Origin of the sequence: Hymenobacter sp. DG01 (assembly GCF_006352025.1) — a bacterium.
In the GTDB taxonomy this organism is placed as follows: domain Bacteria; phylum Bacteroidota; class Bacteroidia; order Cytophagales; family Hymenobacteraceae; genus Hymenobacter.
The window spans coordinates 3,902,085-3,927,535 of record NZ_CP040936.1 but is presented as its reverse complement, the minus strand read 5'-3'; the positions used below and the strand labels follow the sequence as shown (position 1 = coordinate 3,927,535).

26 protein-coding genes are annotated in these 25,451 nt (G+C 60.3%); 13 read left to right on the top strand and 13 right to left on the bottom strand.

Annotation, left to right across the window (positions count from 1 at the left end; translation table 11 throughout):
• Window positions 1–92: 92 nt before the first annotated feature.
• Complete coding sequence (locus FGZ14_RS16660; RefSeq protein ID WP_139925329.1) at window positions 93–1,229, top strand: acyltransferase; 1,137 nt, start codon at window positions 93–95, stop codon at window positions 1,227–1,229.
• A gap of 62 nt (window positions 1,230–1,291) precedes the next feature.
• Here the strand turns inward: FGZ14_RS16660 and rimO are convergent, their stop codons facing one another.
• The 8 genes from rimO to FGZ14_RS16620 all read right to left on the bottom strand — a co-directional run bounded on the left by rimO (window position 1,292) and on the right by FGZ14_RS16620 (window position 8,140).
• On the bottom strand, window positions 1,292–2,605 hold the full coding sequence (gene rimO, locus FGZ14_RS16655; protein ID WP_139925328.1) for a 30S ribosomal protein S12 methylthiotransferase RimO: 1,314 nt from the start codon (window positions 2,603–2,605) through the stop codon (window positions 1,292–1,294).
• A gap of 176 nt (window positions 2,606–2,781) precedes the next feature.
• Complete coding sequence (locus FGZ14_RS16650; RefSeq protein WP_139925327.1) at window positions 2,782–3,939, bottom strand: acyltransferase; 1,158 nt, start codon at window positions 3,937–3,939, stop codon at window positions 2,782–2,784.
• Window positions 3,940–4,073: 134 nt separating this feature from the next.
• Complete coding sequence (gene ftsY / locus FGZ14_RS16645; RefSeq protein ID WP_110976338.1) at window positions 4,074–5,051, bottom strand: signal recognition particle-docking protein FtsY; 978 nt, start codon at window positions 5,049–5,051, stop codon at window positions 4,074–4,076.
• Between the two features lie 176 nt (window positions 5,052–5,227).
• Entirely contained in the window at window positions 5,228–5,389 is a 162-nt protein-coding gene (locus FGZ14_RS16640; RefSeq protein ID WP_110976337.1) for a DUF4295 domain-containing protein, read from the bottom strand.
• Between the two features lie 7 nt (window positions 5,390–5,396).
• Window positions 5,397–5,579: a 50S ribosomal protein L33 gene (rpmG, locus tag FGZ14_RS16635; RefSeq protein WP_045689232.1), complete on the bottom strand. Its 183-nt coding sequence runs from the start codon at window positions 5,577–5,579 to the stop codon at window positions 5,397–5,399.
• Window positions 5,580–5,747: 168 nt separating this feature from the next.
• Window positions 5,748–7,397: an aminopeptidase P family protein gene (locus FGZ14_RS16630; protein WP_139925326.1), complete on the bottom strand. Its 1,650-nt coding sequence runs from the start codon at window positions 7,395–7,397 to the stop codon at window positions 5,748–5,750.
• A gap of 221 nt (window positions 7,398–7,618) precedes the next feature.
• Window positions 7,619–7,858, bottom strand: a complete 240-nt coding sequence (rpmB, locus tag FGZ14_RS16625) for a 50S ribosomal protein L28 (protein WP_110976335.1) — start codon at window positions 7,856–7,858, stop codon at window positions 7,619–7,621.
• A gap of 96 nt (window positions 7,859–7,954) precedes the next feature.
• The gene (locus FGZ14_RS16620; protein WP_139925325.1) at window positions 7,955–8,140 is read right to left on the bottom strand and encodes a DUF5522 domain-containing protein; all 186 of its coding nucleotides are present in this window, start codon (window positions 8,138–8,140) and stop codon (window positions 7,955–7,957) included.
• A 132-nt stretch (window positions 8,141–8,272) separates the two neighbouring features.
• Here FGZ14_RS16620 and FGZ14_RS16615 point away from each other — a divergent pair, with 132 nt between their 5' ends.
• Window positions 8,273–8,743 carry a hypothetical protein gene (locus FGZ14_RS16615; protein WP_139925324.1) on the top strand — a complete coding sequence of 157 codons (471 nt, stop codon included), beginning with the start codon at window positions 8,273–8,275 and terminating at the stop codon, window positions 8,741–8,743.
• Between the two features lie 19 nt (window positions 8,744–8,762).
• Here the strand turns inward: FGZ14_RS16615 and FGZ14_RS16610 are convergent, their stop codons facing one another.
• A complete protein-coding gene (locus tag FGZ14_RS16610) occupies window positions 8,763–9,665 on the bottom strand; it encodes an LEA type 2 family protein (RefSeq protein WP_139925323.1) in 903 nt (300 codons plus the stop codon).
• A gap of 217 nt (window positions 9,666–9,882) precedes the next feature.
• On the opposite strand from FGZ14_RS16610, the gene rocD reads away from it, so the two are divergent.
• From rocD to FGZ14_RS16595, 3 genes are all read left to right on the top strand, one after another.
• The gene (gene rocD, locus FGZ14_RS16605; protein WP_139925322.1) at window positions 9,883–11,148 is read left to right on the top strand and encodes an ornithine--oxo-acid transaminase; all 1,266 of its coding nucleotides are present in this window, start codon (window positions 9,883–9,885) and stop codon (window positions 11,146–11,148) included.
• Between the two features lie 212 nt (window positions 11,149–11,360).
• Window positions 11,361–11,579 (top strand): hypothetical protein, encoded by a 219-nt coding sequence (locus tag FGZ14_RS16600; protein ID WP_139925321.1) that lies wholly within the window; start codon window positions 11,361–11,363, stop codon window positions 11,577–11,579.
• A gap of 154 nt (window positions 11,580–11,733) precedes the next feature.
• Window positions 11,734–12,270: a hypothetical protein gene (locus FGZ14_RS16595; protein WP_139925320.1), complete on the top strand. Its 537-nt coding sequence runs from the start codon at window positions 11,734–11,736 to the stop codon at window positions 12,268–12,270.
• A 206-nt stretch (window positions 12,271–12,476) separates the two neighbouring features.
• Here FGZ14_RS16595 and FGZ14_RS16590 read toward each other — a convergent pair whose 3' ends face one another.
• Window positions 12,477–12,797 carry a hypothetical protein gene (locus FGZ14_RS16590; RefSeq protein WP_257883255.1) on the bottom strand — a complete coding sequence of 107 codons (321 nt, stop codon included), beginning with the start codon at window positions 12,795–12,797 and terminating at the stop codon, window positions 12,477–12,479.
• A 790-nt stretch (window positions 12,798–13,587) separates the two neighbouring features.
• On the opposite strand from FGZ14_RS16590, the gene hemB reads away from it, so the two are divergent.
• Both hemB and FGZ14_RS16580 read left to right on the top strand, forming a co-directional pair.
• The gene (gene hemB / locus FGZ14_RS16585) at window positions 13,588–14,580 is read left to right on the top strand and encodes a porphobilinogen synthase (protein ID WP_180754387.1); all 993 of its coding nucleotides are present in this window, start codon (window positions 13,588–13,590) and stop codon (window positions 14,578–14,580) included.
• 86 nt (window positions 14,581–14,666) lie between these two features.
• Window positions 14,667–15,179: a GNAT family N-acetyltransferase gene (locus FGZ14_RS16580; RefSeq protein WP_139925319.1), complete on the top strand. Its 513-nt coding sequence runs from the start codon at window positions 14,667–14,669 to the stop codon at window positions 15,177–15,179.
• 640 nt (window positions 15,180–15,819) lie between these two features.
• On the opposite strand, the gene FGZ14_RS16575 is transcribed toward FGZ14_RS16580, so the two are convergent.
• Complete coding sequence (locus FGZ14_RS16575) at window positions 15,820–17,217, bottom strand: APC family permease (protein ID WP_257883254.1); 1,398 nt, start codon at window positions 17,215–17,217, stop codon at window positions 15,820–15,822.
• 97 nt (window positions 17,218–17,314) lie between these two features.
• Here FGZ14_RS16575 and FGZ14_RS16570 point away from each other — a divergent pair, with 97 nt between their 5' ends.
• From FGZ14_RS16570 to FGZ14_RS16560, 3 genes are read left to right on the top strand one after another with little or no spacing between them, the layout of a single operon-like run.
• Window positions 17,315–18,271 (top strand): cation diffusion facilitator family transporter, encoded by a 957-nt coding sequence (locus FGZ14_RS16570; protein WP_139925317.1) that lies wholly within the window; start codon window positions 17,315–17,317, stop codon window positions 18,269–18,271.
• A 48-nt stretch (window positions 18,272–18,319) separates the two neighbouring features.
• On the top strand, window positions 18,320–19,519 hold the full coding sequence (locus FGZ14_RS16565) for an amine oxidase (RefSeq protein WP_139925316.1): 1,200 nt from the start codon (window positions 18,320–18,322) through the stop codon (window positions 19,517–19,519).
• 5 nt (window positions 19,520–19,524) lie between these two features.
• Window positions 19,525–20,247 (top strand): phospholipase D-like domain-containing protein, encoded by a 723-nt coding sequence (locus FGZ14_RS16560; RefSeq protein ID WP_180754386.1) that lies wholly within the window; start codon window positions 19,525–19,527, stop codon window positions 20,245–20,247.
• Window positions 20,248–20,367: 120 nt separating this feature from the next.
• Here the strand turns inward: FGZ14_RS16560 and FGZ14_RS16555 are convergent, their stop codons facing one another.
• Window positions 20,368–21,975, bottom strand: coding sequence for a PA14 domain-containing protein (locus FGZ14_RS16555; RefSeq protein ID WP_180754385.1), 1,608 nt, complete (start codon window positions 21,973–21,975; stop codon window positions 20,368–20,370).
• 247 nt (window positions 21,976–22,222) lie between these two features.
• Here FGZ14_RS16555 and FGZ14_RS16550 point away from each other — a divergent pair, with 247 nt between their 5' ends.
• Complete coding sequence (locus FGZ14_RS16550) at window positions 22,223–22,732, top strand: methylated-DNA--[protein]-cysteine S-methyltransferase (RefSeq protein WP_139925313.1); 510 nt, start codon at window positions 22,223–22,225, stop codon at window positions 22,730–22,732.
• Between the two features lie 10 nt (window positions 22,733–22,742).
• Here FGZ14_RS16550 and FGZ14_RS16545 read toward each other — a convergent pair whose 3' ends face one another.
• On the bottom strand, window positions 22,743–23,642 hold the full coding sequence (locus FGZ14_RS16545; RefSeq protein WP_139925312.1) for an alpha/beta hydrolase: 900 nt from the start codon (window positions 23,640–23,642) through the stop codon (window positions 22,743–22,745).
• 166 nt (window positions 23,643–23,808) lie between these two features.
• On the opposite strand from FGZ14_RS16545, the gene FGZ14_RS16540 reads away from it, so the two are divergent.
• Both FGZ14_RS16540 and FGZ14_RS16535 read left to right on the top strand, forming a co-directional pair.
• Complete coding sequence (locus FGZ14_RS16540; protein WP_139925311.1) at window positions 23,809–24,531, top strand: hypothetical protein; 723 nt, start codon at window positions 23,809–23,811, stop codon at window positions 24,529–24,531.
• Between the two features lie 81 nt (window positions 24,532–24,612).
• A complete protein-coding gene (locus FGZ14_RS16535; protein ID WP_180754384.1) occupies window positions 24,613–25,368 on the top strand; it encodes an outer membrane beta-barrel protein in 756 nt (251 codons plus the stop codon).
• Window positions 25,369–25,451: the final 83 nt, after the last annotated feature.

Sequence of the window (25,451 nt, the reverse complement as noted above, 5' to 3'; positions counted from 1 at the left end):
CAAACCGGCTGCATAATAGCATTAATCACCATATCATATTGTACATTATATATCTACTTCACTGAACCAGGCTGCTTTTACCCTCCCCTTGTATGAGCACTACTGCTACCCGCCCCTTCTTCCCGAACCTCGACGGCTTACGCACGCTGGCTTGCGCGGGCGTATTTCTGTACCATACGCTGTTTATGTACGCCTTTCTCTGGACGCCGCACGAGGCGCCAGTATATCATTATGGGTTACGGCTGCTGAGCCTGGGCACTATGGGCGTCAACTTCTTTTTTGTGCTGTCAGGCTTTCTGATTACCTACCTGTTGCTGCACGAAGAAGCTTATCAGGGTCACATTAACTTGCTGGGGTTTTACTGGCGCCGGGTGCTTCGCATCTGGCCGGTTTACTTTGCCTGCCTGGCTTTTGGCTTTTGGGTAGTGCCCTGGTGGATGCACGCCGCCGGGCAGCCCTGGCACGATACGGCCCGCCCCGAGCTCTACCTCACGTTCCTGGCCAACCTCGATATGGTAGATCCGAAAGCATTCAGCCTGGGCGTTTTGTGGTCGGTGGCGGTGGAGGAGCAATTCTACGCACTGTGGCCGCTCCTCCTGCTGCTCTTCACCCGGTGGCGCCCTGGTGCGGTTATACTGGTTTTGCTGGCCTCCCTGCTATTCCGTTACGCCCATGCCACCGACCCAGTGGTGCTGTACCAACACACCCTGGCCGTGGTGTCCGATATGGCGCTGGGTGGGGGAGCGGCCTGGCTGGCCTTTTCGCGGCCCGGTTTTCAGGCATGGGTAAGCCGCTGGCCTCGGAGTATTATTGTAGTCGGCTACCTGGCGGGCCTCGGCCTGCTGGTCGGGCAGAAGTACTTCGCCGACAGCACCCTTGGCATTACATTTCAGCGCCTGCTGCGTGGGTTGTTTTTTGTGTTTGTGGTCCTGGAGCAGAATTATGCTACCCGCTCGTGGTTTAAGGCGGGCCAAAGCCGGAGCCTGACGTACTGGGGCAGGTTCACGTACGGTTTCTACTGTCTGCATCCGGTCAGCATCTTCGTGGTCCTATTTTGCTTCGACAGGCTTCATCTGCCGCACACGCTGCCTACGGTACTGGCCCTCACGGCGCTGTGCTTACCTTTTAGCCTGGCCCTTGCCTGGCTTAGCTACCGTTACTGGGAACAGCCCTTCCTGCGCCTCAAATACCGGTATGCCGCCGAACCTGAGCCGGCTCCGTCTTTATAAACAAAGCAACGGCGCCCCCGCTTGGAGGCGCCGTTGCGCATTAATCAGTTGTAAGATCGAAGCTAGATCAGCTTGCCATAGAGGTCGAAGTCGGAGGCTTCGGTTACCTGCACCTGGGCGAAGTCGCCGAGGCGCACGTAGGTATCCTTGGTGGCGGTCACCAGCACTTCGTTGTCCACTTCGGGCGAGTCGTATTGGGTGCGGCCCACGAAGTAGCCGCTTTCCTTGCGGTCGAACAGCACTTTGTAGGTCTGGCCCACGCGCTCCTCGTTCAGCTCCATCGAAATACCCTGCTGCAGCTCCATGATCTGGTCGGCACGGTCCTGCTTTACTTCGGCGGGCACGTTGTCTTCCAGGGTGAAGGAGTGGGTATTGTCTTCGTGCGAGTAGGTGAAGATGCCGAGGCGGTCGAAGCGGGTGTCCTCCACAAAACGGTACAGCTCCTCGAAATCCTGCTGGGTTTCGCCGGGGTGGCCGGCAATCAGGGTCGTGCGCAGGGCAATGTCGGGCACGCGCTGCCGGATGGTGTCCACCAGCTCTACGGTACGGCGCTTGCTGATGCCCCGGCGCATGGTTTTCAGCATGTTATCCGAAATATGCTGCAGGGGCATATCCAGGTACTTGCAGATGTTTTCCCGCTCGTTCATTACGTCCAGGGCGTCCATGGGGAACTGCGAGGGGTAGGCGTACTGCAGCCGGATCCAGTCGATGCCGTTCACGTCGGAGAGGTGGCGCATCAGGTCGGCCAGCTTCCGCTCGCCGTAGTGCTGCAGGCCATAGTAAGTCAGGTCCTGGGCAATGAGAATCAGTTCCTTGGTTCCCATAGAGGCCAGGCGCTTGGCTTCCTTCACCAGGTCCTCAATGGGACGGTCCTGGTGCTTGCCGCGCATCAGCGGAATGGCGCAGAACGAGCAGGGGCGGTTGCAGCCCTCGGCAATCTTGAAATAGGCGTAGTGGGCGGGGGTAGTCAGCAGCCGCTCACCCACCAGCTCGTGCTTGTAGTCGGCTTCCAGCTTTTTCATCAGCTGGGGCAGCTCCAGAGTGCCGAAGTAGGCATCTACCTGCGGAATTTCCTGCTCCAGGTCGTCTTTGTAGCGCTGGGAAAGGCAACCCGTTACGTAGAGCTTTTCCAGGCGGCCGGCTTCCTTCTCGTCGGCGTAGCGCAGAATGGTGTCGATGCTTTCCTGCTTGGCGTTGTCGATAAAGCCGCAGGTATTGATGATGACGATGTTGGCGTCGCTCGTGTCGGCTTCGTGGGTTACCTGGAAGTCGTTGGCACGGAGCTGGCCCATCATCACCTCCGAATCGACGAGGTTTTTGGAGCAGCCCAGGGTAATGACGTTGACTTTATTGGCCTGTTGGCTTCTGACTTTCATGCTGGGGTAGTAAGCAGGCGGCCGGGCAATTTCTTAGCAGTGAGAAACTTGCCCGCTTGGGGCCCGCGGCGAATTTAGGACCGCAAAGGTACGAACTCGGCAACGCCTTTTCCTACTCCGAATGTTCCATTTCCCGGATGCCCGCACTTCCTACCCCGCTTGCTCGGCCCAATCCGCTACAGGCCCCTACCCCCGGTCAGTAGCTCATACACCGGCGGCGCTACCCGGCGTAGCAAAGCTCCTACCCCCACAGAAACCGCAAACATTACCAGAGGCAGCAGCAGAAATACCAGCAGCTGTTGCCTCGGCCAGAAGTACAGCGCGGCCTCGGTGGCGTAGCTTAGCAGCGGCACGTGCACCACGTAAATCATAAAGGAGAAGCTCGTCAGCCACACAAACCACCGTTGCCGCATAGCCACCCGCACCAGCCCATCGGCCCCGTACCACATCACCAGCATGCCCAGCAGCTCGGAGGCCCGGTGCAGCAACGACATCACGCTAAACGAAGGCCGTTCCAGGTGAAAGGCCAGCCAGGTTTTCACCGTGACAATAACCAGCCACCCCAACGCAAAGAGCCACCCGTTAAACCACCGCGGCGGTACTTGCACCTCTATGTCGCGGCGGCGCAGCCACACACCCAGCCCGAAAAAGCATAAGCCGGTTCCCTCTATCATGGGCAGGCCCAGGCCCAGCACCCACATAGCTCCGGTTATGGCAAAGTACACCAGCGGGGCCCGGTCGATGGCTTTGCGCAGCCACGGGTACCCCAGGTTATAGAAGAACAGACTCCGAATAAACCACAGCTGAAACGGCAGCGGAATCAGCAGCCAGCATAGAAGCAACTGCCCCGGCGAGTAGTTGCTGACCAACGGATTATCGGGACCAAACGGGCTAAGCGCAGCCGAAAGCACCAGTTGACGTGTAGCCGGAAACTGCTCCAACGCCCACGTAAGCGCCAGCCCCAGCGCGCTCCAGGCCACGTACGGTATCAGCAAGGAACGCACCCGCCGTTTCACCCGCACGCCGTGGGGCTCCCTACCCTCGTGGTGGGCGAAAAGGTAGCCGGATATGGCAAATAGAATGGGAATCCGGAACCGCAGCAGCCCATTGGCCAGAAAGTACTGCAGCCAGGTCCCGCCGGCCAGCGGCTCATCCACGGGCGTCCAGGGCTGCAGATAGCGCGGGTGCAGGTTGTAGGCGTGCACGTACACCAGCAGCAACATGGCCACGAGCGACCAGAACCGAAGCTTCTGGCTCAGGAACGCATCGAGGCGGGCGGGCAAGGGCGCCAGGGCAGCAGGTGCAACGGCAACATCGGGTAAGGGCACAAGCATAGGCAGCAGCTTATATATCCAAGATGCTGATTTTTACTGAGGGCCGAGCGGCACCCATCACGTCAGCAACAAAAAAGCCCGCCGAAACATACGCTTCGGCGGGCTTTACAACCGGCGGTCAGGATCCTGCCAGCTTATTTTTTGAACAGAGAATTTACGAAGGTATGTCGGTCGAAGAGCTGCAAATCCGTCATCTTCTCCCCTACCCCAATGTAGCGCACCGGCACCTGCAGCTGATCTGAAATTCCGATAACTACCCCGCCCTTCGCCGTACCGTCGAGCTTGGTAATCGCTAATGCCGATACTTCGGTGGCTTTGGTAAACTCCTTAGCCTGTAGGAAAGCATTTTGGCCGGTGCTACCGTCCAGTACTAGCAACACCTCGTGGGGCGCATCTGGAATAACCTTCTGCATCACCCGCTTGATCTTGCTGAGCTCGTTCATCAGGTTGACCTTATTGTGCAGGCGGCCGGCGGTGTCAATAATCACCACGTCAGCCTGCATCTCCACGCCTTTCTTCACCGCGTCGTAGGCCACGGAAGCGGGGTCGGTGTTCATGCCGTGCGAAATAACCGGGACGCCTACCCGCTCACCCCAGATGATGAGCTGATCCACGGCCGCTGCCCGGAAGGTATCGGCTGCGCCCAGCACCACCTTCTTACCTGCCGAGTGAAAGCGGTGAGCCAGCTTGCCAATCGTGGTAGTTTTGCCTACCCCGTTCACGCCCACTACCATAATCACGAAGGGTGAACCGGTGTTGTCGGGGCGGTCGAGGATGGCGCGGGAGCCGGTAGCGCCGCTGTTGCGGTCCAGCAGGTCGGCAATTTCTTCGCGAAGAATACGGTCCAGTTCCGAGGTGCTCACGTACTTGTCGCGGGCTACACGCTTCTCAATCCGGTCAATGACCTTCACGGTGGTGTCAATCCCTACGTCGGCGTGCACGAGCAGCGTTTCAAGGTCGTCCAGGACGGCCTCATCCACAGTGCTTTTACCTACTACGGCTTTGCTGAGCTGGTCGAAGAAGCTGGTTTTGGTTTTCTGCAGGCCTTCATCAAGCGCCTGCTGCTGCTCCTTGCTTTCCTTATCCTTCTTGAAAAAATCGAAAAGTCCCATGCGGTCAGGATGTAGCGCGAAGCTCCAGCTTCACGCGTCGTTGCTGAGGTTGAGCTCCTTGGCTTACCCTAAGTAGCTCAACGAGGCACGAAGCTGGAGCTTCGTGCTACAACGCAAAAAAGTCCCACGGTGGCGGGACTTCTTCACTTCGGTAGGAATGCCACGGGGGCGCCGAATTACTTAACGCCGGTGGCGATGTAATCCTGCACTTTATCAACGGGCACCATCTCTTCTTTGAAGGTGTAAGCGCCGGTTTTCTCCGATTTCACCGCACGGATGACCTTAGCCCAGTCCTTGCCGGTAGCGGTTTTCAGGGTTGCTACTACTTTCTTAGCCATTGCTCAATTACTTGATTTCCTTGTGAACGGTCATCTTCTTGAGCACGGGGTTGAACTTCTTCAGCTCGATGCGCTCAGGAGTGTTCTTACGGTTCTTGGTGGTGATGTAGCGCGAGGTGCCCGGCTGCCCCGAGTTCTTATGCTCAGTGCATTCAAGGATTACCTGCACCCGGTTGCCTTTTTTAGCCATCTCGACGGGGTTTTGGGATTAAGGACTGCAAAGGTACAAGGGTTTTCGATAATGTCAAATAGAATATGGCTAATTAGTTGATGCGCTGAGGAGTTGGCGCCTTAAAGCGTTATTTCTACCGGCTTCTGCCTCGCTTTTCACTTCAGCACCATTCCCCTCATTACCTCTTTAGTTTAACTCCGGCAGCTTGAAATCGTCGAGGGCGCTGGGCTTGGCCATCATGCTTTCTACTTCCGCTACCGTGCGCGGGGCCTCCCGCGAGAGGTTTTCGTAGCCTTGCTGGGTAATCAGAATATCGTCTTCGATACGCACTCCGATGTTCCACCACTTCTTGTCGCAGGGGCTGCCCTCCGGTATGTAGATGCCGGGCTCCACGGTGATTACAGCTCCTGCTTGCAGAGGTCCGTACGTGCCAGGATCATGCACATCGAGGCCGAGGTAGTGGCTGGTGCCGTGGGGGAAGTAGGTGCGGACTTCTTCCGGCTTCTTAATGATGCCCAGCCTCAGCAGACCATCGGTAATAACTTTCTGGGCGGCTTTGTGAGGTGCCTGAAACTCGTTGCCGGGTTTGCAGGCAGCAAACCCGGCATCCTGAGCGGCTAATACCAACTCGTAAATCTGGCGCTGGGCCGGACTGAACTTGCCGGACGGCGGGATAGTACGGGTGACATCGGCGGAGTAGCCGTGGTATTCAGCTCCGCAGTCCATGAGTAGCAGGTCGTTTTTAACCTGTGTCTTGTCGTTTTCGGTGTAGTGCAGGATGCAGGCGTTGCTTCCGGCGCCCACAATGCTGGGGTAGCCCTCGAACTCGGCTCCGTACTTTTTATAAACGTACTCGTGCAGGCCTTGCAGCTCCATTTCTCCCATGTCGGGGCGGGTAGCCTTCATGACTTCCTGCTGCCCGATGGCGCTGATGCGTACGGCCCGGCGCAGCAGGGCTATTTCCTCGGCGGTTTTCACTTCTCGCAGCCGGGCCAAAGCCTCCTCCAGAGCCTGAGAGTTATAGCGGCTGACGGGTTTGTTGGCTACAGCCTTTTGCCGATCCGCCTCGGTTTTCGCACCTAAATACGCCTGCACGTAGGCGTCCTGGGCTATGGCAGGCTGGGTTTGAATGAGGCGCAGCAGATAGGGCTGCAGACGCTCGGCACCAGAAACGCCGCGCTGCTGAATAAGCTGGTGAGCCTCCGCAACGGCGGGGCTGAAATCGGCGGGCAGGGCGGCCTGCTGGCGGAATGTGGCTACCAGGTTGTACAGGTCGGCCGGGTCCTCGGGATTGTCGCGCGCGTCGGTGGGTAGGGACTGGAAGGCTATCTGGGAGAAGCTGCCCCACTTAATACCGGCATCAGCAAACTCCTTGTTATCGGCTACAAACTGCAGTTGCAGCTGCTGCCTGGCTCCTTCAGCACCCAGCCGGCGGCCGGTCCACTGCTCGGCGCGGGCATTGCGGGGCTGCACAAACAGGGCTTCCGTAATGCCACTCTGCCCTTTGATAGTCTGGGGCTCCTTAAACAGCACCAGCACGGCCTCTGGCTCAGTGTAGCCGGTGAGGTAATAAAAGTCGGGGCTTTGGTGGTAGAGAAAATCTACGTCGTTGGCGCGGTTGCGCACCGGAGCGGCAAACAGCACGGCCACGGAGCCAGCCGGCAGCGCCTGCCGTACCAACTCCCGCCGCTGCTTATGAAACGATGCCGACAGCAAATCTGTGGGGCGGTCGGGGCCGGCGGCGCGCTGGGCGTAGGCAGTGGGCGTGAGCAAAAGGCAGCCGGCCAGGAGCAGCAGACCGCTTGATTTTCTGAGCGAAGGCAGGGAGTAAGGCATAGCGCAGGAAAGACTGTCTTCGGACCTCGACGTTGCAGCAGGGGTAGGGCCTTATCTACTGCAGCTCAGCACCCTGCTGCGTTGGCCGTGCTCGGCACCAAACAACAGCGCGAAGCTTCCGCTACTCGCAGAGCCCAGCGTTCCAATACTGGAAGTAGCTGAAATTCTGCGCGTGGCGGAAGCTTCGCGCTCTGGCACAAGGCCGGAAGCCTAGCTGAAAGCTAGTAAACGATAAAGCCCTGCTCCTTGGCCTTCTTCAGGACCGACATGATGCCGTTCTTGTTGATGGTGCGGATGGTGCTGGCGGCAACTTTCAGCGTAACCCAGGCGTCTTGCTCAGGGATGTAGAAACGCTTCTTCTGCAGGTTCGGGTAGAACTTGCGCTTGGTCTTGTTGTTGGCGTGCGAAACGTTGTTGCCTACGCGGGTACGCTTGCCGGTCAGATCACAAACTCGGGCCATGATATCAGGAGCTTAGAGGTTTCAATGCTAGAAAAAGGGACGCAAATATCCGAAGTATTTTGACAGAAGCAAACCCAAGGCTTGAAAAATAGCGGGTTAGCCTATTTCCGGGCCCGTACGAGGCTTCTTTTTACCTCGGGCATGTTGCCACGGGCAGTGCCGGCACCCGTTGCCGCAGCAGCTGCCCCGTCGCAAATGGTACTGTTCCGTGAAAACCATATAGCCTTCCGGGGTCAGATAGTAGTCGCCGGGCTGAAGCGGCTGGGGAGCAGAACGGGCCACGATACGAAAGCAGATAAAGGCGCAAGATACGAAAGCCCCTGCGTCCGCCTCTCGCTAAAACCTGCCGGCCGCCTTCCCGGTATTACCTGTACCGAGCGCTGCGTGTATGGCGCCCCTGACGTAGCTTTGCCCATGCGCGCTTTTGTACTTCTTTTTCCGGCGCTGCTGTTAGCCAGCCCAGTCAGGGCCCAGCAACCCGCCGTAGCCAGCCTGCCTCTGCTGGTGCAGCAACTGGCACACACTCCAGAGCCATTGCCGACGCTACCCCTGAAGGAGGCCCGCCGAACGCTGCCGCAGGCCCGCCAGCGCTACCTGCGGGGGCTGCCGGCCGGCACCGGTTTTTACCTAACGGCGCGGGTGCTGAACGAGGCCGCTACCCCCGAGCCCGTGGTTATACTGGTAGATACCTGGCAGGGCACCCACATCAGCGGTCGGATTGTGCGCCTGGCCCCTGATGGCCGGCCTACCCCCGGCGCAACGGCCGACTTTGAGGAAACGGCCGTGCTGGACTGGATTCTGCTCCGGGCAAACGGCGCCGAGGAAGGCAATTTTCTGGGCAAGTACCTGGACCTGGAAGAGCGGCTGGCCGCCCTGCAGGACTAAGCGCCTCTCGCCCGGCCGCTTACTCGCCTTTTTTAGGAATATCCTTGAGGTCCTGCAGGGTGCCGGCGCTATTGAAGCGCATGGTCATGTCCTTGGGGTTGTGCTCTCCGGCCGCTACCACGGCGGAGCCGTTCAGGGTGTAATCGGTTTTTTTGGCTTTGAACAAGGTCTTGAAGGCTACCTTGGGTAGGCCTTTGGGCTCAAACCGGACACGAATGGGCATTAGCTCCGTGCCTTTCTTGCGGAAGGAAACGTCTTTTTCCTCTACACCCTGCACCTGCATGTCGTCGCTGATGCGGAAGTCGTAGGAAACACGCCGCACCGTCACGGGGAACGGGTTATAGTTGGTCACCCGCAGGCTCACCACGGCTTCCCCGTTTTTTAGGCCCAGATCCTTGATGTCCACGTCGGCCACTTCAATTTTGGGTAGCTTCGGGATATAGACGCGCTTGCTCAGCTTCACGGGTATTTCCTGGGGGCCGGCCACGGGCAGGCGGGTGTAAAGCGTCATGGCCATCTGCACGTCCACGCAGTCCTGCTGGCTGTTTTTCAGGGTATTTTTCACGTTGCTCAGGTCCACCGACATCGGAATCTGCAGGTGGTTGATATCGTTGCCTTTCAGCACCAGTGGCTGGTCTTTGCTACCCTCGGCCAGCAGCTTGCCATCCACCCGGGTCTGGTAGCTCATGCTGTCCACTTTCAGGGTCACGGGCATGCGGTTGCGCAAATCGGCTTTCATCTGGGCCTGCAGCCGGGAGGCCGTAATGTTATTCACGGCCAGGGAAGTATTTTCCAGGGTCGGCAACAGTTCTTTTCCCTTATCGGTTGAAAAGTAGGCCCATCCTCCTCCAATCAGTAGCAGCACTACTGCTACCGCTACAAAGGTCCAGGCAGGGTGACGAAGAGCAAAAGCAGCAGCCATAGCATTAGAAGCCACTTTGGATAAGATATCAGGAATGCCGCCACGCAGTTTACATGGTTGATCTTCAATTATTTACAAAGCAGCTCCTTTACTCTACTCCCTTGTGTGGCATAAGGGTTATGGCCGAGCTGCCGCTTGTTGGCGCTCTACCGATGGAAGCTTTTTCCGTAGTTTTGATTTCGTTGATTCGCCCCTTTATCTAAACCACCCGCCCACTATGCACGCGCCCACCCAGCCCACTTCCGATACCCTGACCCAACCGACCAGCAGCCAGGAGCTGATGGCCCTAGAAGACCAGTACGGTGCCCACAACTACCACCCGCTGCCCGTGGTGCTGAGCCGGGGCGAAGGCGTGCACCTTTGGGATGTGGAGGGCAAGCACTACTACGATTTTCTCTCGGCTTACTCGGCAGTAAACCAGGGCCACTGCCACCCTCGCATTATCGGGGCCCTCACGGAGCAGGCCCGAAAGCTGACCCTGACCAGCCGCGCCTTCTTCAACGACCAGCTGGGTATGGCCGAAAAGCAGCTTTGCGAGCTGTTCAACTACGATAAGGCCCTTCTAATGAACTCCGGAGCCGAGGCCGTAGAAACCGCCCTGAAGCTGGCCCGCAAGTGGGGCTATCAGGAGAAAGGCATTGCCCCGAACCAGGCGCGCATCATCGTGGCCGAGCATAACTTCCACGGCCGCACCACCGGCATCATTTCCTTTAGCACCGACCCCGATTCGACGGGCGGCTTCGGACCCTACGTGCCGGGCTATCAGGTAGTACCCTACGATGATTTGGCGGCGCTGGAAGAAGCCGTGCAGGACCCGCACGTCTGTGGTTTTCTGGTGGAGCCAATTCAGGGAGAGGCCGGCGTAATGGTGCCCTCCGAAGGCTACCTGGCGAAGGCGGCGGCCATCTGCAAGGCCCACAACGTGCTGTTTATTGCCGATGAGATTCAGACGGGCCTGGGCCGCACCGGGGAGTTGCTGGCCGTATGCTACGAGGCCGTACACGCCGATATTCTGATTCTGGGCAAGGCCCTGAGCGGGGGCGTGCTACCCGTGTCGGCGGTGCTGGCCCGCAACGAAATCATGCTGACTATTCAGCCGGGACAGCACGGCTCTACGTTCGGGGGCAACCCGCTGGCCTCGGTGGTGCTGCGGGCCGCCCTGGACGTACTCATTGAGGAAAAGCTGACCGACAATGCCCGCATGCTGGGCGAGGTGTTCCGGGAGCGGATGCGCCGGGTGCAGCAGCAGCGCCCCGAGGTAGTGGAGCTGGTGCGCGGCAAAGGCCTGCTCAACGCCGTGGTCATTAAGCCCCGCCCCGACGGCCGCACGGCCTGGGATGTGTGCGTGAGCCTGATGGAGCGCGGTGTGCTGGCCAAACCCACCCACGGCGACATTATCCGCTTTGCGCCGCCATTGGTGATTACCGAGGAGCAGATTCATGAGGTCTGCGACATTATTGAGCAGGTAATCCGGGAGTTCTAGGCCTGATTTTTTGCCTGTTATTACAGCAGCGGACTGCTCCTAATGGGGCAGTCCGCTGGTCGTTTATACCGGCAGGTTCGGGCAGCTGGGCCCTCCCCTACCGACGAAACAGGCCCGCTGGCAGCGCAGGGCTGGAGGTTGGTCGAGCAGGACTTCGGGGGCGCGGCGGGGGTAGTAATTTTGACCCATTACTACTTCGAAATCTACTGGTTATGCGCGCTCTTCGTTTATTTTTGATCTGTGGTGTAGTATTCCTGATGGCCAGCTGCCAGACCAGCCGCTCCGCTTTTCAGCCCCGGCCTTTCGGGCAGGTAGCAGCCCTCTCGGCCAGCACTGACAGCACCGTGCTGCTGTTGCACGACTCACAGGGCCCGCAGGCTACCCGCGTGCAAATGACCGCCGCCGAGGCTGCCACGCTTCATCAGCAGTAAGCCACTAGCCCACTTTTTCGCTCCTGATTTTCACACACCGCGCCGCCGTAGCCTGCTCCAGAATGGGGCAAGCTACGGCGGCGGTTTGTTGGTGGAGCTTCGGCCGCGAAGCCCGGAATGCCCAGGTAGCCTCCGGTTTGTTTTACTTTGGGGCATGCAAATATTCCGATGGGGCCGCAGCTGGGCAGTAGGTGTGCTGCTACTTTGTGGCTGCCGCAGCGAGCAAGTGGCGTTTCAGTTTACTCCGGCGCGGCCGCCAAAGCTGGTGCCCGCGCCGCCTACCCCCTTAATGCCGGCTAAGCCCGCCCCCCTACCCCAGCCAGCACCGGTAACCCCACCGGCCTCCACGGTGGCCGCACGCTCCGCACCTACGCAAAAGTCGCGGCAGGCAGCGCACGCCGTGGTTCGGCCAGCTCGTTCGGTTAGTAAGCTGCTGCGGCAGGCGGCGCAAAAGCGGCCGGAAACAGCCGCGCGCCGCACGCCCCGGCAGGCCATTAAGCGGGACACCTTTCACCTGGTGCTGGGTGGGTTGCTGGTGGCGGTGGGGGTAGTAGCCGGGTTTGTATTGGGCGGCTGGCTGGGCCTGGGCGTGGGGGCGCTCATTGTAATTCTGGGCTACTACTTTCTGGTGCTGGGCATGGGCGGGCAGCACGCCTGGCTGGAAATCTTCCAGGAATTCTTCAATATGTAGCTCACACTACAGCATCTAGCCTACTCCCGGCAGACGCTTCATGATGCAAACGGTGGAAGTTCACTACTCTATTTCTTTGCATATCGGCGTCAAATGCGGGCCGGCTTCAGCCCTTGCCTGATAACACCAACGGCAACAACCCAAATGCCCCGCACTGCTACCTGGCAATGCGGGGCATTTGGGTTGTTCTATGGTTGCCAGCGGGCTTAAGAATTAGAGCCGCCGGCCTGGGAGGTGCTGTCGTTGGGCTGGTTGTTGCGGAACTCCTTATCCGAGCTGTCGGCACCACGCTCGTCGGAGGGAGCGGCGTGGGAGCCTTGCGGGCTGTGGGTTTCCGGGTCGAATTTGCCTTTTTTGGCGCCGCCACTGTGGCCTTCCCGGCTGGGCACATTTTCGCCGCGAGTATTGTCGGCGCCACCGGCCACGGGGCCTTCGTGCGGGCCCGAAGGCTGGCCGCTTACTCCTGGGGCATGCTTACCGGTTTCGGCGCTGTTGGGCGAGTTAGGGGTTTGCTTGCTGTCTTTCATGGCTTTCGGTTGGTAGATGGGATGGGAAAACAGGAATTAGAGGCGAGCATTTTGCCCGTTTTACGGCGGATGTGGCGGATGGGACGAGAAAAATTTTGGTAGTGACTGTCGCGGTTGAGCTTTATAGTGAGGCAACTACAGTAGTTTTGACGCAGTATCTACCCTTATCAAATATCCTATCATTATGCCTGCCCTACCCAGTATCTACTATGCTTCGTTGCTGTTGCTGCTGCTAATCAGCTGCCGCAGCGAGAAGGTAGCTTTTCAGTTTCGACCTACTCAGCCGCTGTCGGCGCGAGCTGACACAACTCGGCATGCTGACTTAGCGGCAGCCAGAGTTACTGCTCCAAAGGCTCCGCAACCTGCAATGCTTCCTTTCAGATCAATCAAACAGTCAGCCTCTGCCCGAAGTAAGCCAACTCAGCTATACCGAGTTATCACGCGTTCGGCTCAGCGTGCTCTACTTTACAAGGCTGGTACCAGAAAAATGTCAAAGGGCACTATTCTACTCAGGCAGCCATCTGCATCCCGTGTCCTCGAAATGAGAAAGGCCGCAACGCTTGGTCAAGTATTATTTCTGGTCGGAAGTCTCCTGATACCAGCCGGACTTGTCATCGGCATCATAATCGGGGGAAGTGCAGGCTTCAACGTAGGCGCTATCATTTTTGCGGTAGGGTTTCTTATGGCCGGAGCAGCTTACGGAGGCATCAAGTAGAAAACCCTTTACCTCGGCCGCAACCTTACCTTTGCCGCAGTTGTTCTACCTCGTCTTACCAACTGAAAGCAATCCATGCCTATTTTGCCCACGCACCGCCCGCGCCGCAACCGTAAGTCTCAGGTTATCCGCGACATGGTGCAGGAAACTCGCCTTACCACGCACGATTTTATCTACCCGATTTTTATCACGGAAGGTCAGAACCAACAGATTGAGATTAAGTCGATGCCGGGGATTCACCGGTTTTCCGCTGATCGGGTTATCGACGAAATTGGCCGCTGCGTGGAGCTGGGTATCAAGAGCTTCGCGCCGTTTCCGCAGGTGAACGAGGTGCTGAAAGATCGGCTGGCCCGCGAGTCGGCCAACATGGAAGGTCTCTACCTCAAAACCGTGGCCGACATTAAGCGGCAGTTTCCGGAGGTGGTGCTGATGACCGACGTAGCCATGGACCCCTATTCTTCTGACGGACACGACGGTATTGTGGACCCCGACTCAGGCGAGATTCTCAATGATGCTTCCCTGGAAGTGCTGGGCCAGATGGCCCTGGCCCAGGCCCGCGCCGGCGCCGACATCATCGGGCCTTCCGATATGATGGACGGCCGCGTGGCCTGGATTCGGGAGGTGCTGGACAGCAACGGTTTCTCGGGCGTGAGCATCATGAGCTACACGGCTAAGTACGCCTCGGCTTTCTACGGCCCCTTCCGCGACGCCCTGGACTCGGCGCCGAAGAAAGGCGACAAGAAAACCTACCAGATGAACTACGCCAACCGTCGCGAGGCCCTACTGGAGCTGGCCCTTGATGAGCAGGAAGGCGCCGATATGGTGATGATTAAGCCCGCCCTGAGCTACCTCGACGTGATTCGGGAAGTGCGCGACAACACCCAGCTGCCTGTGACGGCCTACAACGTATCGGGCGAGTACGCCATGGTGAAGGCCGCCGCCCAACAGGGCTGGCTCGATGGCGAGAAAACCATGATGGAAGTGCTGACCAGCATCAAACGGGCCGGCGCCGACGCCATTCTGACCTACTTCGCTAAGGAAGCGGCCGAGGTGCTGCGCCGGGGCTAGAAGCCCGATGGCCGCAAAAAGCGGAGCCAGCTTCGGCTGGTTCCGCTTTTTTTATGGAATTTTTCGCCTCAACGCATCTGCCTTGTATGACTACTCTGCTCCGCCCGGCTACTCTTGCTGATATTCCTGCCATTCTTGCCCTCATCCGACGGGTAGTGCCCCTGATGCAGGCCAGCGGCAACCAGCAGTGGAGCGCCGACTACCCCAATGCGGAAGTGTTCGAGCAGGATGTTGCCAAAGGCCACCTTTGGGTAGCGGAACTGAACGGCGCGGTAGCCGCCGTGGCGGCCCTCACCCACAACGACCAGGACGCCGAATATGCCCAAGCCGACTGGGATGTCGCGGAGCCGGCGCTAGTTACCCACCGCCTGGCCGTGGACCCCGCCGCCCAGGGCCACGGGTTAGCCGTGGCATTGCTGGAACAGGCCGAGCTGCTGGCGCGGCAGCAGGGCCTGCGGGTGCTGCGCGTAGATACCAACTCGGAAAACCAGGCTACCCAGCGGCTGTTCCCGAAACTGGGCTACCGCTACGCCGGCGAAATCACGCTGGCGTTCCGGCCGGGGCTGCGATTCTTCTGCTACGAGAAGTTGCTTGGGTAACGCGGACAGCGTAATACCGGAAACAGACTATATTACTGCAGCTTCGTGTTATTGCCCTTTACTAAATCTACTACCTATGACTAAGTACCTATTCCCTTCCCTACTTTTTATCAGCTTGACAGCGGGCTCTTTGTGCACTTACGGACAGGATTCTGTGGCCGTTAGAAATACTCATCACAATGTGCAGGAGCCGCTAATGTTAATCAAGCCGAATATTCTCGTAAGCGGCGGGCTCTTTCCCGCAATTATGCCCGAGGATATACTTCGTGTTGAAATACATAAGGAGAGTAATGTACCTCCTTTGCTTAGAGGTATAACCTGGGGAGGCGTTATTTCCTTTGACTACAAAAAACAGATTCCCAGTCGGTCGTTTGCGCAAATAGCTCACCAGCAGGGTGTGCAGCGGCCTTTTCGGGTGATGATAAATGGCCGACCTCTCAGCGCCGAACAGGTATCGGACCTGCGGATTGCACCCGGCGCTATCGGGCAAGTGTGCGTCACGCCGGCTACGCCTGAGGCCCCGGAGTCTGTAATTGCCATTGAACTTGCGAAGGCCAAGTCTGTAAAGCATCCACCCGGCTCAATATTTATCCGATAGATGCGAGCCCACTTAACATTGCCAAAGCAAGTTTTCAGTTAGCTACTTCTCAAACGGCCAGCGCTTTAGCCGGCGGCTCCAGAGCAGAAACACGCCTACCCCCAGCGCCATCATCAGCAAGGCCCCTACCTGGAAGGGCAGGAACAGCGTGACCGTTTCGGAGAGGCTGAGCTTAACGCCATCCTGAATGCTGAAGAACACCCAGAGCCATACAGCTACGGCTACCACCACGGGCAAGGGGTAGAGCGGCATCCGGAACGGCAGCCCCTGGGTACCGCGCCGACGACGCAGCAGCACCAGCCCCACAGCCTGGCCCACGAACTGCACCAGAATACGCATGGCCAGAATGGCGCTGATGACCTCGCCCAGCTTAAACAGCAGACTGAACACAAACCCTACCCCACCGAGTAGCAGCAATGATACGTGCGGGAAGTGCTTGGTCGGGTGGGTACGGGCAAACAGGGGTAGAAACTCCCCATCGGCGGCGGCGGCGTAGGGAATGCGCGAGTAGCCCAGCAGTACGGCAAACAGGGAGGCAAAGGCTACCCAGAGTACCAAGGCCGTGGCCGCTTTGGCGGCCGTAGCCCCGTAAATACGCTCTACGAAGGTGCTGACGATAAACTCGGAGTGGCTGGCTTCGGCCCAGGGAATAACCGAGCCCACGCTCCAGTTCAGCAGCAGGTAGAGGGCCATAATGCCCAGAATGCTCAGGAAGATGCTGCGCGGAATAATCTTATGAGGAGCCTGGACCTCGCCGCCCAGGTGACACACGTTGTAGTAGCCCAGGTAACTATAGATGGTCTTAACCGTAGCCTGCCCCATGGCCGCCGATAGCAGCACGCCAGGCAAGGCCCCTACCCCTCCGGCCGGCAGCCAGGCCACCGGATGCGTGGCGTGGGTTACGCCGCCCACAATCAGCCAGCCCATCAGGCCCAACACCCCTATCCACAGCAATACGCCCAGCCGCCCAATGTCCTCGATTTTGCGGTAGAGCAGGGCCAGCAGCAGCAACACCACCGTGCCCGATACCAGCTTGGGTTGCCACCACTCCGTGAGGGGCACCAGGTAGCCGAAATACTGCGCGAAGCCAATGGCTCCGGAGGCTACCACCAGCGGGGCCTGCACCAGCGTTTGCCACACGTACAGAAACGACATCAGCCGGCCCCACTTCTGCTCCCCGTAGGCCAGCTTCAGGAAGCGGTACGAGCCGCCGGCCTCGGGGTAGGCGGCACCCAGCTCGCTCCAGATCAGGCCATCCACCAAGCTCAGGGCCGCGCCTACCACCCAGGCCAGCAAGAAGTTCGGCCCCATAAACCCCATCACCAGCGGGAGCGTCACGAAGGGCCCAATGCCCACCATGTCAATCATATTGAGGGCCGTGGCTTGCACCAGACCGAGGCGGCGTTTGAGGGGAGCGGTAGGGGTAGTAGTCGGGGTCATAGAGGCGTAAAAGCCCATTGAGGGCAGATTGTTCAGGCGGCTGTTCCAACCCGGCCCGGCCCCGGTGCGTACCAGCAGAGTTTAACCGCGTAACTGTATGGCCGGAGGCTCGTCTAAAATTGCTATTTACGGCGCTATTGGGGCCAACGTCGCCATTGCCATCAGCAAATTCGTGGCGGCCTTCTTTACCGGCAGCTCGGCCATGCTCTCGGAGGGTATTCACTCCCTGGTGGACAGCGGCAATGGTCTGCTGATTTTGTTTGGGGTGCACCAGGCCGAAAAGCCCGCCGATGCCCGCTACCCCTTCGGGCGCAGCAAAGAGTTGTACTTCTGGTCCCTGATTGTGGCCATCCTGGTATTTTCGGTAGGCGGCGGCATGTCGTTCTACGAGGGGGTGGAGCACCTGAAAAACCCGGCCCCCATCACCGATGCCACCTGGAACTACTGGGTGCTGGGCCTGTCGATGCTGTTCGAGGGCATTTCGTTTTTCCTGGCGTTCCGGGAGTTCAACAAGAGCCGCGGCGACGCGGGCTTCTGGGCTACCCTGCGCCGCAGCAAGGACCCCTCCGTATTCGCCATCATGATGGAAGACCTGGCCGCCCTGGTAGGCCTCGTTATTGCCCTGGCCGGCGTGTACTTTGGGCACATGCTCAACAACCCGTACTTTGATGGGGCGGCCTCTATCTGCATTGGCCTGCTGCTGGTGTCGGTAGCCATCTTCCTGATTTACAAAACCAAAGGCTTACTGGTAGGCGAAGGGGTAGAGCCCGAAACCCTCGACGCCCTGGAGGCCCTGGCCCGGCAGCAGCGCGGCGTGGAGCAGGTGCGGCGCCCGCTTACCATGTACCTGGGCCCCCACGATGTAGTACTGGCCCTGGATGTAGAGTTTCACGACCACTTATCGGCCGGCGAGGTGGAAAAAACCGTGGACGAGCTTCAGGACGCTATCCGGGCGCAGTATCCGGAGTTTAAGCGCATCTTTATTGAGGCCAAAGGTCTTTCGGGTAAGCAGCGCCAGCCCGCCGAGCCCAACACTACCTCGCCCCAGATTTAAGTAGCAGCTGCCGCGCCAGCCCCGGCATTTCCTTCTTTTCCCTACGCTATGACGAAAAATTTCTTCGCTACTTCTCCGTTTCAATCGTTCTGGATGGCCGGCTTCGAGTGCACCGACCAGCAGAACGCCTTCGGCAACCGCGTCGATTTTCTGACCCTGACGGGCCACCTGCAGCTACTCGACGACGACTACCAGGCCGTGCAGTCCTTTAACATGGGTAGCGTGCGCGAAGGCATCCGCTGGAGCCAGGTGGAGCGCACGCCCTACCACTACGACTGGAGCACGGTACAGGTGCTGCTGGAGGCAGGGCAGCGCCACAACATCCAGCAAATCTGGGACCTGTGCCACTTTGGCTACCCCGACGACCTGACACCCCTGCATCCTATGTTCGCGCGCCGCTTTGCCCACCTCTGCCGGGCCTTCGTGGAGTTCTACCGCAGTCAGCGCCCCGATGATGTACTAATCGTCACGCCTATAAATGAGGTCAGCTTCATGAGCTGGCTGGGGGGCGATGTGCGCGGCACTTCGCCGTACTGCGTGGGCCAGGGCTGGGAAGTGAAGCGCGGGCTGATGCGGGCCTACATTGAGGGAGTAGCCGCTCTGCGTGAGGCCGATCCGGGCATCCGCATCCTGACCACCGAGCCGCTGATTAACATTGTGCCCCGCCTCGGGGCCAGCGCCGGCGAGGTGCGCCGGGCCCGCGAGTTTCACAACAACCAGTTTCAGAGCGTGGATATGCTGGCCGGCCGCCTGTGCCCGGAGCTGGGAGGCCGGCCCGAGTACCTGGATTTGCTGGGCTTCAACTTCTACTACGACAACCAGTGGCAGTTGGACCCGCACCAGACCCTGCCCTGGGCCAATGAGCACCACGACCCGCGCTTCCGCCCGCTGAGCCAGCTGCTGAAGCAAGCCTACCGCCGCTACGGCCGGCCGGTGGTGCTCACTGAAACCAGCCACCCCGGCCAGGACCGCCCCCAGTGGCTGCGCATGGTAGCCCGGGAGTCGGCGCGGGCCCTGAAAGCTGGGGTGCCCCTGCTGGGCGTGTGCCTCTACCCCATTATTGACCGGCCCGACTGGGACCACCTCACGCCCTGGCACCGCGCCGGCCTCTGGGATGCCGACCTGACCCAGCCCGCCCCCGGCCTGACCCGCTTGCTGCACGAGCCCTCAGCCGAGGCTTTGCTCCAGGCCCAACACCTCGTGGCCCGCGCCCTGCCCCAGCCGGGCGAGCTGCTTTCCGTTTCCTGATGCCCATGCCCCCTACCCCCTCCCCCGCGGCCGAACTGCTGCGGCAATTCCGCCAGGCCTTTGCCGATGTAAACCTATCGCCGGCGGAAGCCCATCAGCTGCGCGACCAGCTAACCGACTTCGCCGCGCGAGGCGGCGACGTAACCGAGCTGCGCCACCAGGTATTTAGCCTGGCCAAGGAGCGGTTCAACACGTTCAAAGACAAGGCTGTGGTGGAATGGCTGGAGGCGGCCAGTATTCTGCTGCCCGAGTTCGGCACCCAGGTTCCTGCCTCTGCGGCAGCGGGAGCCCAGGTGTACTTCAGCCCGGGCGAAGAGTGCGTAGCGGCCATCCGGAGCTTTATCAAGAGCGCCCGCCATACGCTGGATGTGTGCGTGTTCACGGTGGCTGACGACCGATTGTCGGCGGCGTTGCTGGTGGCCCACCAGCAGGGGGTGCGCCTGCGCCTGCTCACCGACAACGACAAGGTGCTGGACCGGGGCTCCGATGTGCGGGAGCTGCATTTTGCCGGTATTCCGGTGCGGACTGACTGCACCACCAACCATATGCACCACAAGTTTGCCATTGCCGATGGGCAGCTGGTACTGACGGGCAGCTACAACTGGACCCGCTCGGCGGCCCAGTACAACCTCGAAAACCTGCTCATCACCCCCGACCCGGCCATTGTGGGGCGCTACACCACTGAGTTTGAGCGGCTCTGGCAGACTTTGTCGGAGTTTAAGGGGTAGTATCTGTCGCTTTCGCCGCTTAACGCTAATACGCCATCTGGCCCGGCGCCACCCCCTTAAACGAGGTAAGCACCGGGCCAGATTAACTTTCGGAATACCAGAAGCCGCCAGGGCCGCCGGTTATTTGGCCGCCTGGGCCGGGGAAGCTTCGGCCGAAGGACGCCGGATCATGAGGGGCAACTTGGTAGTTACAATCCCCACTGTCAGGTTCAGGTTGTAGTCGCCGGCGGGCAAGTCGGTGAAGTCGAGGGACTGGTGGTGGGCGCCGGCCGCCTGCTTGCGGTAGTCGGATACGCGCACGGCAATACCGCGCTGGTTGTAGAGCACCCAGCCCAGGGGCTTCTCTTCGCGCAGCTGATACGACATCTGCACCACCCCGTTGGAGGGATTGGGGTAAACGCTCATCTGGTTGTCGCCAACACCGGGCAGGCTCATGGCAGCCGCTACGGGCGGGGCCTCGGCCGGCGCTACGGCCGTCAGTTTCCACTGCTGGGCTTCCTTGCCCGAGTACCGGCGCTGCTCCACGCTGCCGCCTTCCGCGGCGTCCGTCGAGTCTTTCACGGAAAGTGCTTTGCGGCTGTGCTTGGCAATCAGCTTGTAGTATCCATCGCCTACTTCCTCAATCCGCCAGATCTGGTTGTTGCCGCTGTAGTAGTTCCAGAGGCTCATGGGGGCGCCGTTGGAGGTAGAGCTGCCCAGCACTTCCAGCACTTTGTTGCTGCCCTGCACCGAAATACGGTAGAACCCTTCGCCAACGGACTCAATTTTCCACTGCGGAGCCTTGGTTTTTTTAGCTGGGTCGAGAATACGGCTGGCATAGCGTCCCTCGTCGGGCACTTCCAGGGCTGCCCCGGTGGTGCGCACGTTCAGGGTATACACCCCGGGCGTGAGTGGGGCCGGGGGGGTAGCGGCCGCGGCTTTGGCTTTGGCAGCGGCCGCTTTAGCCGCTGCTTTTTCATCGGTTTTGGGCTTGGCGGCGGCAACGGCCGGAGCAGCCGGGGCGGGCTTGGGAGTAGCGGCCTTGGTGGGGGCTGTTTTGGCTACTGCTTTAGGCGCGGCGGCCGGTTTTGCTGCGGGCTGCGGTGCCGCAGCCGGGGCTTTCGGAGCGGCAGGCTTAGGAGCAGCGGCCTTGGCTACCGGTGCGGGCCGCGACCCAGCCGGGTCGGGGGTAGTGGGCGAGCCCATGGGGTAGAGGTTACCCATAGGAATAACCTGCGCCGCCTGCCCTGGGGGCACCCACTGCAGCTGAATTCCGGCTTCGCCGCCCCCATCATTGTACTCCAGTCGAATCGTGGTTTTCTCGCCGGCGGCCAGGCTCACGTTGGGGTCAAGAGTGTTATTTTTCTTGCCGTCCCAGGTGTCCAGTACCTTTTTGCCGTTCACCCACAGGCGTACCTCGTCGGAGGTGGAGGCCACAAAGCGGTAGCGGCCCGTGGCAGGGGCAGCCAGCAGGCCTTCCCAGCGTACCGAAAAGTTATCGGCTGGCAGGCCGGCGGCCGGTGCGCCGGCGCCCCACTGGAAATCAATTACCTGATCGAGCCGCTGCAGGGCCGGAGCACCGGCCAGGCTGCCATTGGTGAAGTAAAAGGCCGTCAGGCCGGTGCCCAGGCCCTGTACCGGCCGGGCTGCTTCGCTCCGAGCTGGCGGGGTAGGCCGGCGCGCCGCGCTGGCGGGCGCCCCGCTGGTCAGGCCCAGCAAAGCAACGGAACAAACGAGTAGATATCGCACAAATAAGAGGCTTTGAATGAACAAATCAGGGGAAAGCAGCACGGCCGAAGAACGACATCAGCAAAACCAGGCTTTTTAGACGTTTCCGGGTTTGTCCTATTTCAACAAGATATGTCTTTTCCGACGATATCCCCCCATCTCACTGCCAGTCTGTACTTTTCGTTTCCGAACAGTCCCGCAAATATCGGTCTTTGCGGCGTAGGTACCGCGAACTAACTGTGTATTTTTGAGTTTTTACTTTTGCCCTATGACCAACGCCACCGCTTACTTATCGACGCCGCTGGGCCTGCTGGAATTGCAAGGTTCCGATATGGGAGTGGGCGCCGTGCAGTTCGTCAGGCCAGCCATTGAGGCCCTGAGCCCAGCCCTGGAAACTCCGGCGGCACAGGTTCCGGACTGCCTGCAGGATGCGTACCGGCAACTGCGGGCGTACTTCGGGCGGGAGCTGCGAGAGTTTGAGCTGGCGGTGGCGGTAGTGGCCGGCACGGAGTTTCAGCGGCGCGTGTGGGCTACCCTGCCTGCGGTGGGGTACGGACGCACGGCCTCTTACCTCGATCTGGCCCGGCAGTTGGGCAACCCGGCGGCCGTGCGAGCGGTAGGCGCAGCCAACGGCCAGAACCCGCTGACCATTATCTGGCCTTGCCACCGCATTATAGGCGCCAGCGGGCAGCTGACGGGCTACGCCGGGGGCCTGGACCGCAAGCGGTGGCTGCTGGAGTTTGAGCAGCCGGTAGTTCAGACCAGCCTGTTCGGGTAGCCAAACCCGACTACCGGCCCGTGACCGGGGAGCCTGCCCCTACAAACCGCAGCAGCTCCTGGTATATCACGTTGTGGGACCAGTACAGCTGCAGCACCATCGGGATGTGCTTTTTGCCCGGCAGCACCTGATAGAACGGCTTGTGGCCCAGCTCAATGAGCTTTTGCCGGAACCGGGCGCTGCTGCTGCTGATGGAAGGATACGTTTCGCCGCCAACAAAGAGCAGGTAGGGCGGCGTACCGGCCGTAACGTGGTACAGGGCCGATACCTCGCGCCACCCGGCTGGCTCCTGCCCAAAGGACGTGAGGTACTGCGCGTCGTTGGGATACTGCTTTTTCTGCAGGTAATCGTACATATCCAGCCCGGCCGGATCATCCAGAATAGCCCCCCGGATGGGATTCTGCCCCAGGCCCCGGCGCTGAAACAGGCGGTCATCGGCGGTAAGCAGGGCGGCCAGCCCCGCCCCGGCCGAGTGGCCCATCACGAAAATGCGGTCCGGGTCGCCGCCATACTCCCGGATGTGGGCGGCCGTCCAGCCAACGGCCCGGGCGCAGTCGTCGGCCATTTGGGGCACCTGTACCTGCGGGGCCAGCCGGTAGTTTATCACCACCGCTACCACGCCCTGCTTGGCCAGCCGGCGCCCGATAAATGTGTAAAGGTTTTTGCTGCCGCTGTTCCAGTTGCCGCCATGAATAAACACCACCACGGGGCGCGGCTGCGGGCTGGCGGCTTTGGGCGCGTACACATCCAGGCGGTGTCGCTCGGGGTGGTAGGCCGGGTCGGTGACGGGAACGTAGGCTATATCGGCGGTGCGGCGACTGGGGCGAGCTACGGCGTACTCGGTGGCCACTATTAGCAGCAGAACAAGGGCCAGGGCAGCGGGCAGAACCCGGAAAAATAAGGTGTGCATATAAGGTAGCAGGGCGGATGGGGCAGCTACGAGCCCAAGTAGGCTTCGGGTTGGGGATGGTGGCCCGCCCCCTGCCAACGCACAACCCGCGTGGAGGTTGCCCGGCGTGTTTTATCTTTGATTACTCCCGGCCGCCTGTAGGCGGGCCGTTACGGTCCAGATCTTTATGAAATCCACGTTTGTACTGGCAGCAACCGCGCTGCTTCTTTGGGGCGCTGCTCCCGCGCAAGCCCAGCGCAAAGGCAAAGCCACTACCTCTGCCGCCGAAATGACGGTGGCCGCCCGGCGTCTGCAGCCCCTGTTTGGGGGGCTCACTCCGGCCCAGGCCGAGCTGCTGCTGGGCGCACCCTACCTGACCAGCCTGGCCAGCAGCTTTGCCTCGCGCGCCGAAGCCAGCCGTTTTTTCAGCACCAAGGGATACGAGTACCTTTCGGAAAGCCAGCCCGATACGGCCGCTTACCGCTTTAACCTGGCCTGGGTGCTCGACCCCAAAAACCCCGATGCCTACCGGGGCCTGGGCATTGTGGCCAGCCGCAACCCTACCCCCGACGAGGCCATCAGCCTCCTGACGCAGGGCCTGCCCCTGGCTCCTACCAACTCCTACCTGCTCAGCGACCTAGGCACCAGCTACCTGATCCGCTACGAGCAGGGCAAGAAGAAAAAAGACCTGACCACGGGCATCGAGCTGCTGGAAAAAGCTACCACTCAGGATGCTGCCAACGCCGTGGCCTGGCAGCAGCTGGGACGGGGCTACTACTACCAGGAGAAGTACGAGCAGGCCTGGGCCGCCATTCATAAGGCTCAGAGCACCGATATGAGCGCCATCGACTTCAACCTAGTTTCCGATCTGCTGGCTCACCTGCCCGATCCGCAGGGCAAGTTCAAATAAACCCGGCCGGCCCCACGTTAGACAACGACTCCCTGCCGGCGCGCGTATGCCGGGGGCTCACCCACTCTACTGCCTGACCGCGTGAACACTCGCCCCCTGCTTCCTGCCCTGCTGCTGGCCGTTACGGCCGCCACCACCCAGCCTGCCGCGGCTCAAGATGGCGGCCCTGAGCGCCGCCGCCGGCACTACGATGGCAACGCCCGCCCCTACTATCGGGGGCCCGTCCGGTTTACGCTGGGCGGGGGGGTAGGCCTCTACAGCGGCGACCTGACCAGTGGCTTGGGCGAGCAGCTGGTGGGACCCAGCTTCAGCGCGGGCCTGCTGTATAAGGTGCGCCCGCATTGGCTGGTAGGCGGCGAGGCCTCCTACGTGCAGCTGGGAGCCAAAGACCAGCTGCCCGAGCGGAACCTGGCCTTCCGGACCCGGGCTGGCTCCGGCGTGGTACTGCTGCGGTTTGAGCCCCTGCGCGACGAAGGAGCCTTTGCCGACCCGCGCCGGCCCGCGGCCCTCGTGAAGCCCTACCTGAAAGCGGGGGTCGGCTTTCTGCTCTACAGCCCTAAGGCCTACAATGGCACGCTCCGCCCCGACGATAACACTTCATTTTTGCCCTCAGAGCGCAACGACTACCCCGCCATGGCTTTGATTGCCCCCGTGGGGGTAGGCCTTACATTGCGCCTCACGCCGAAGCTCAATGCCTCCATTGAAGGCGCCTATTCCTTTACCACTACCGACCAGCTAGACGATATCAGCCCGGCCAGCGGCCGCTCCAGCTCCAACCTCAACGATGGGTTCGGGCAGGTAGAGCTGAAGCTGGAGTACGCTCCCTGGCGCCGCTAATCCGGCAGGCAGCGTTGTATTATCCTACGAAAGCCCGGCAAAAGCCGGGCTTTTTTGTGTTGAGAGGGGTAGGCGGAAGCCAC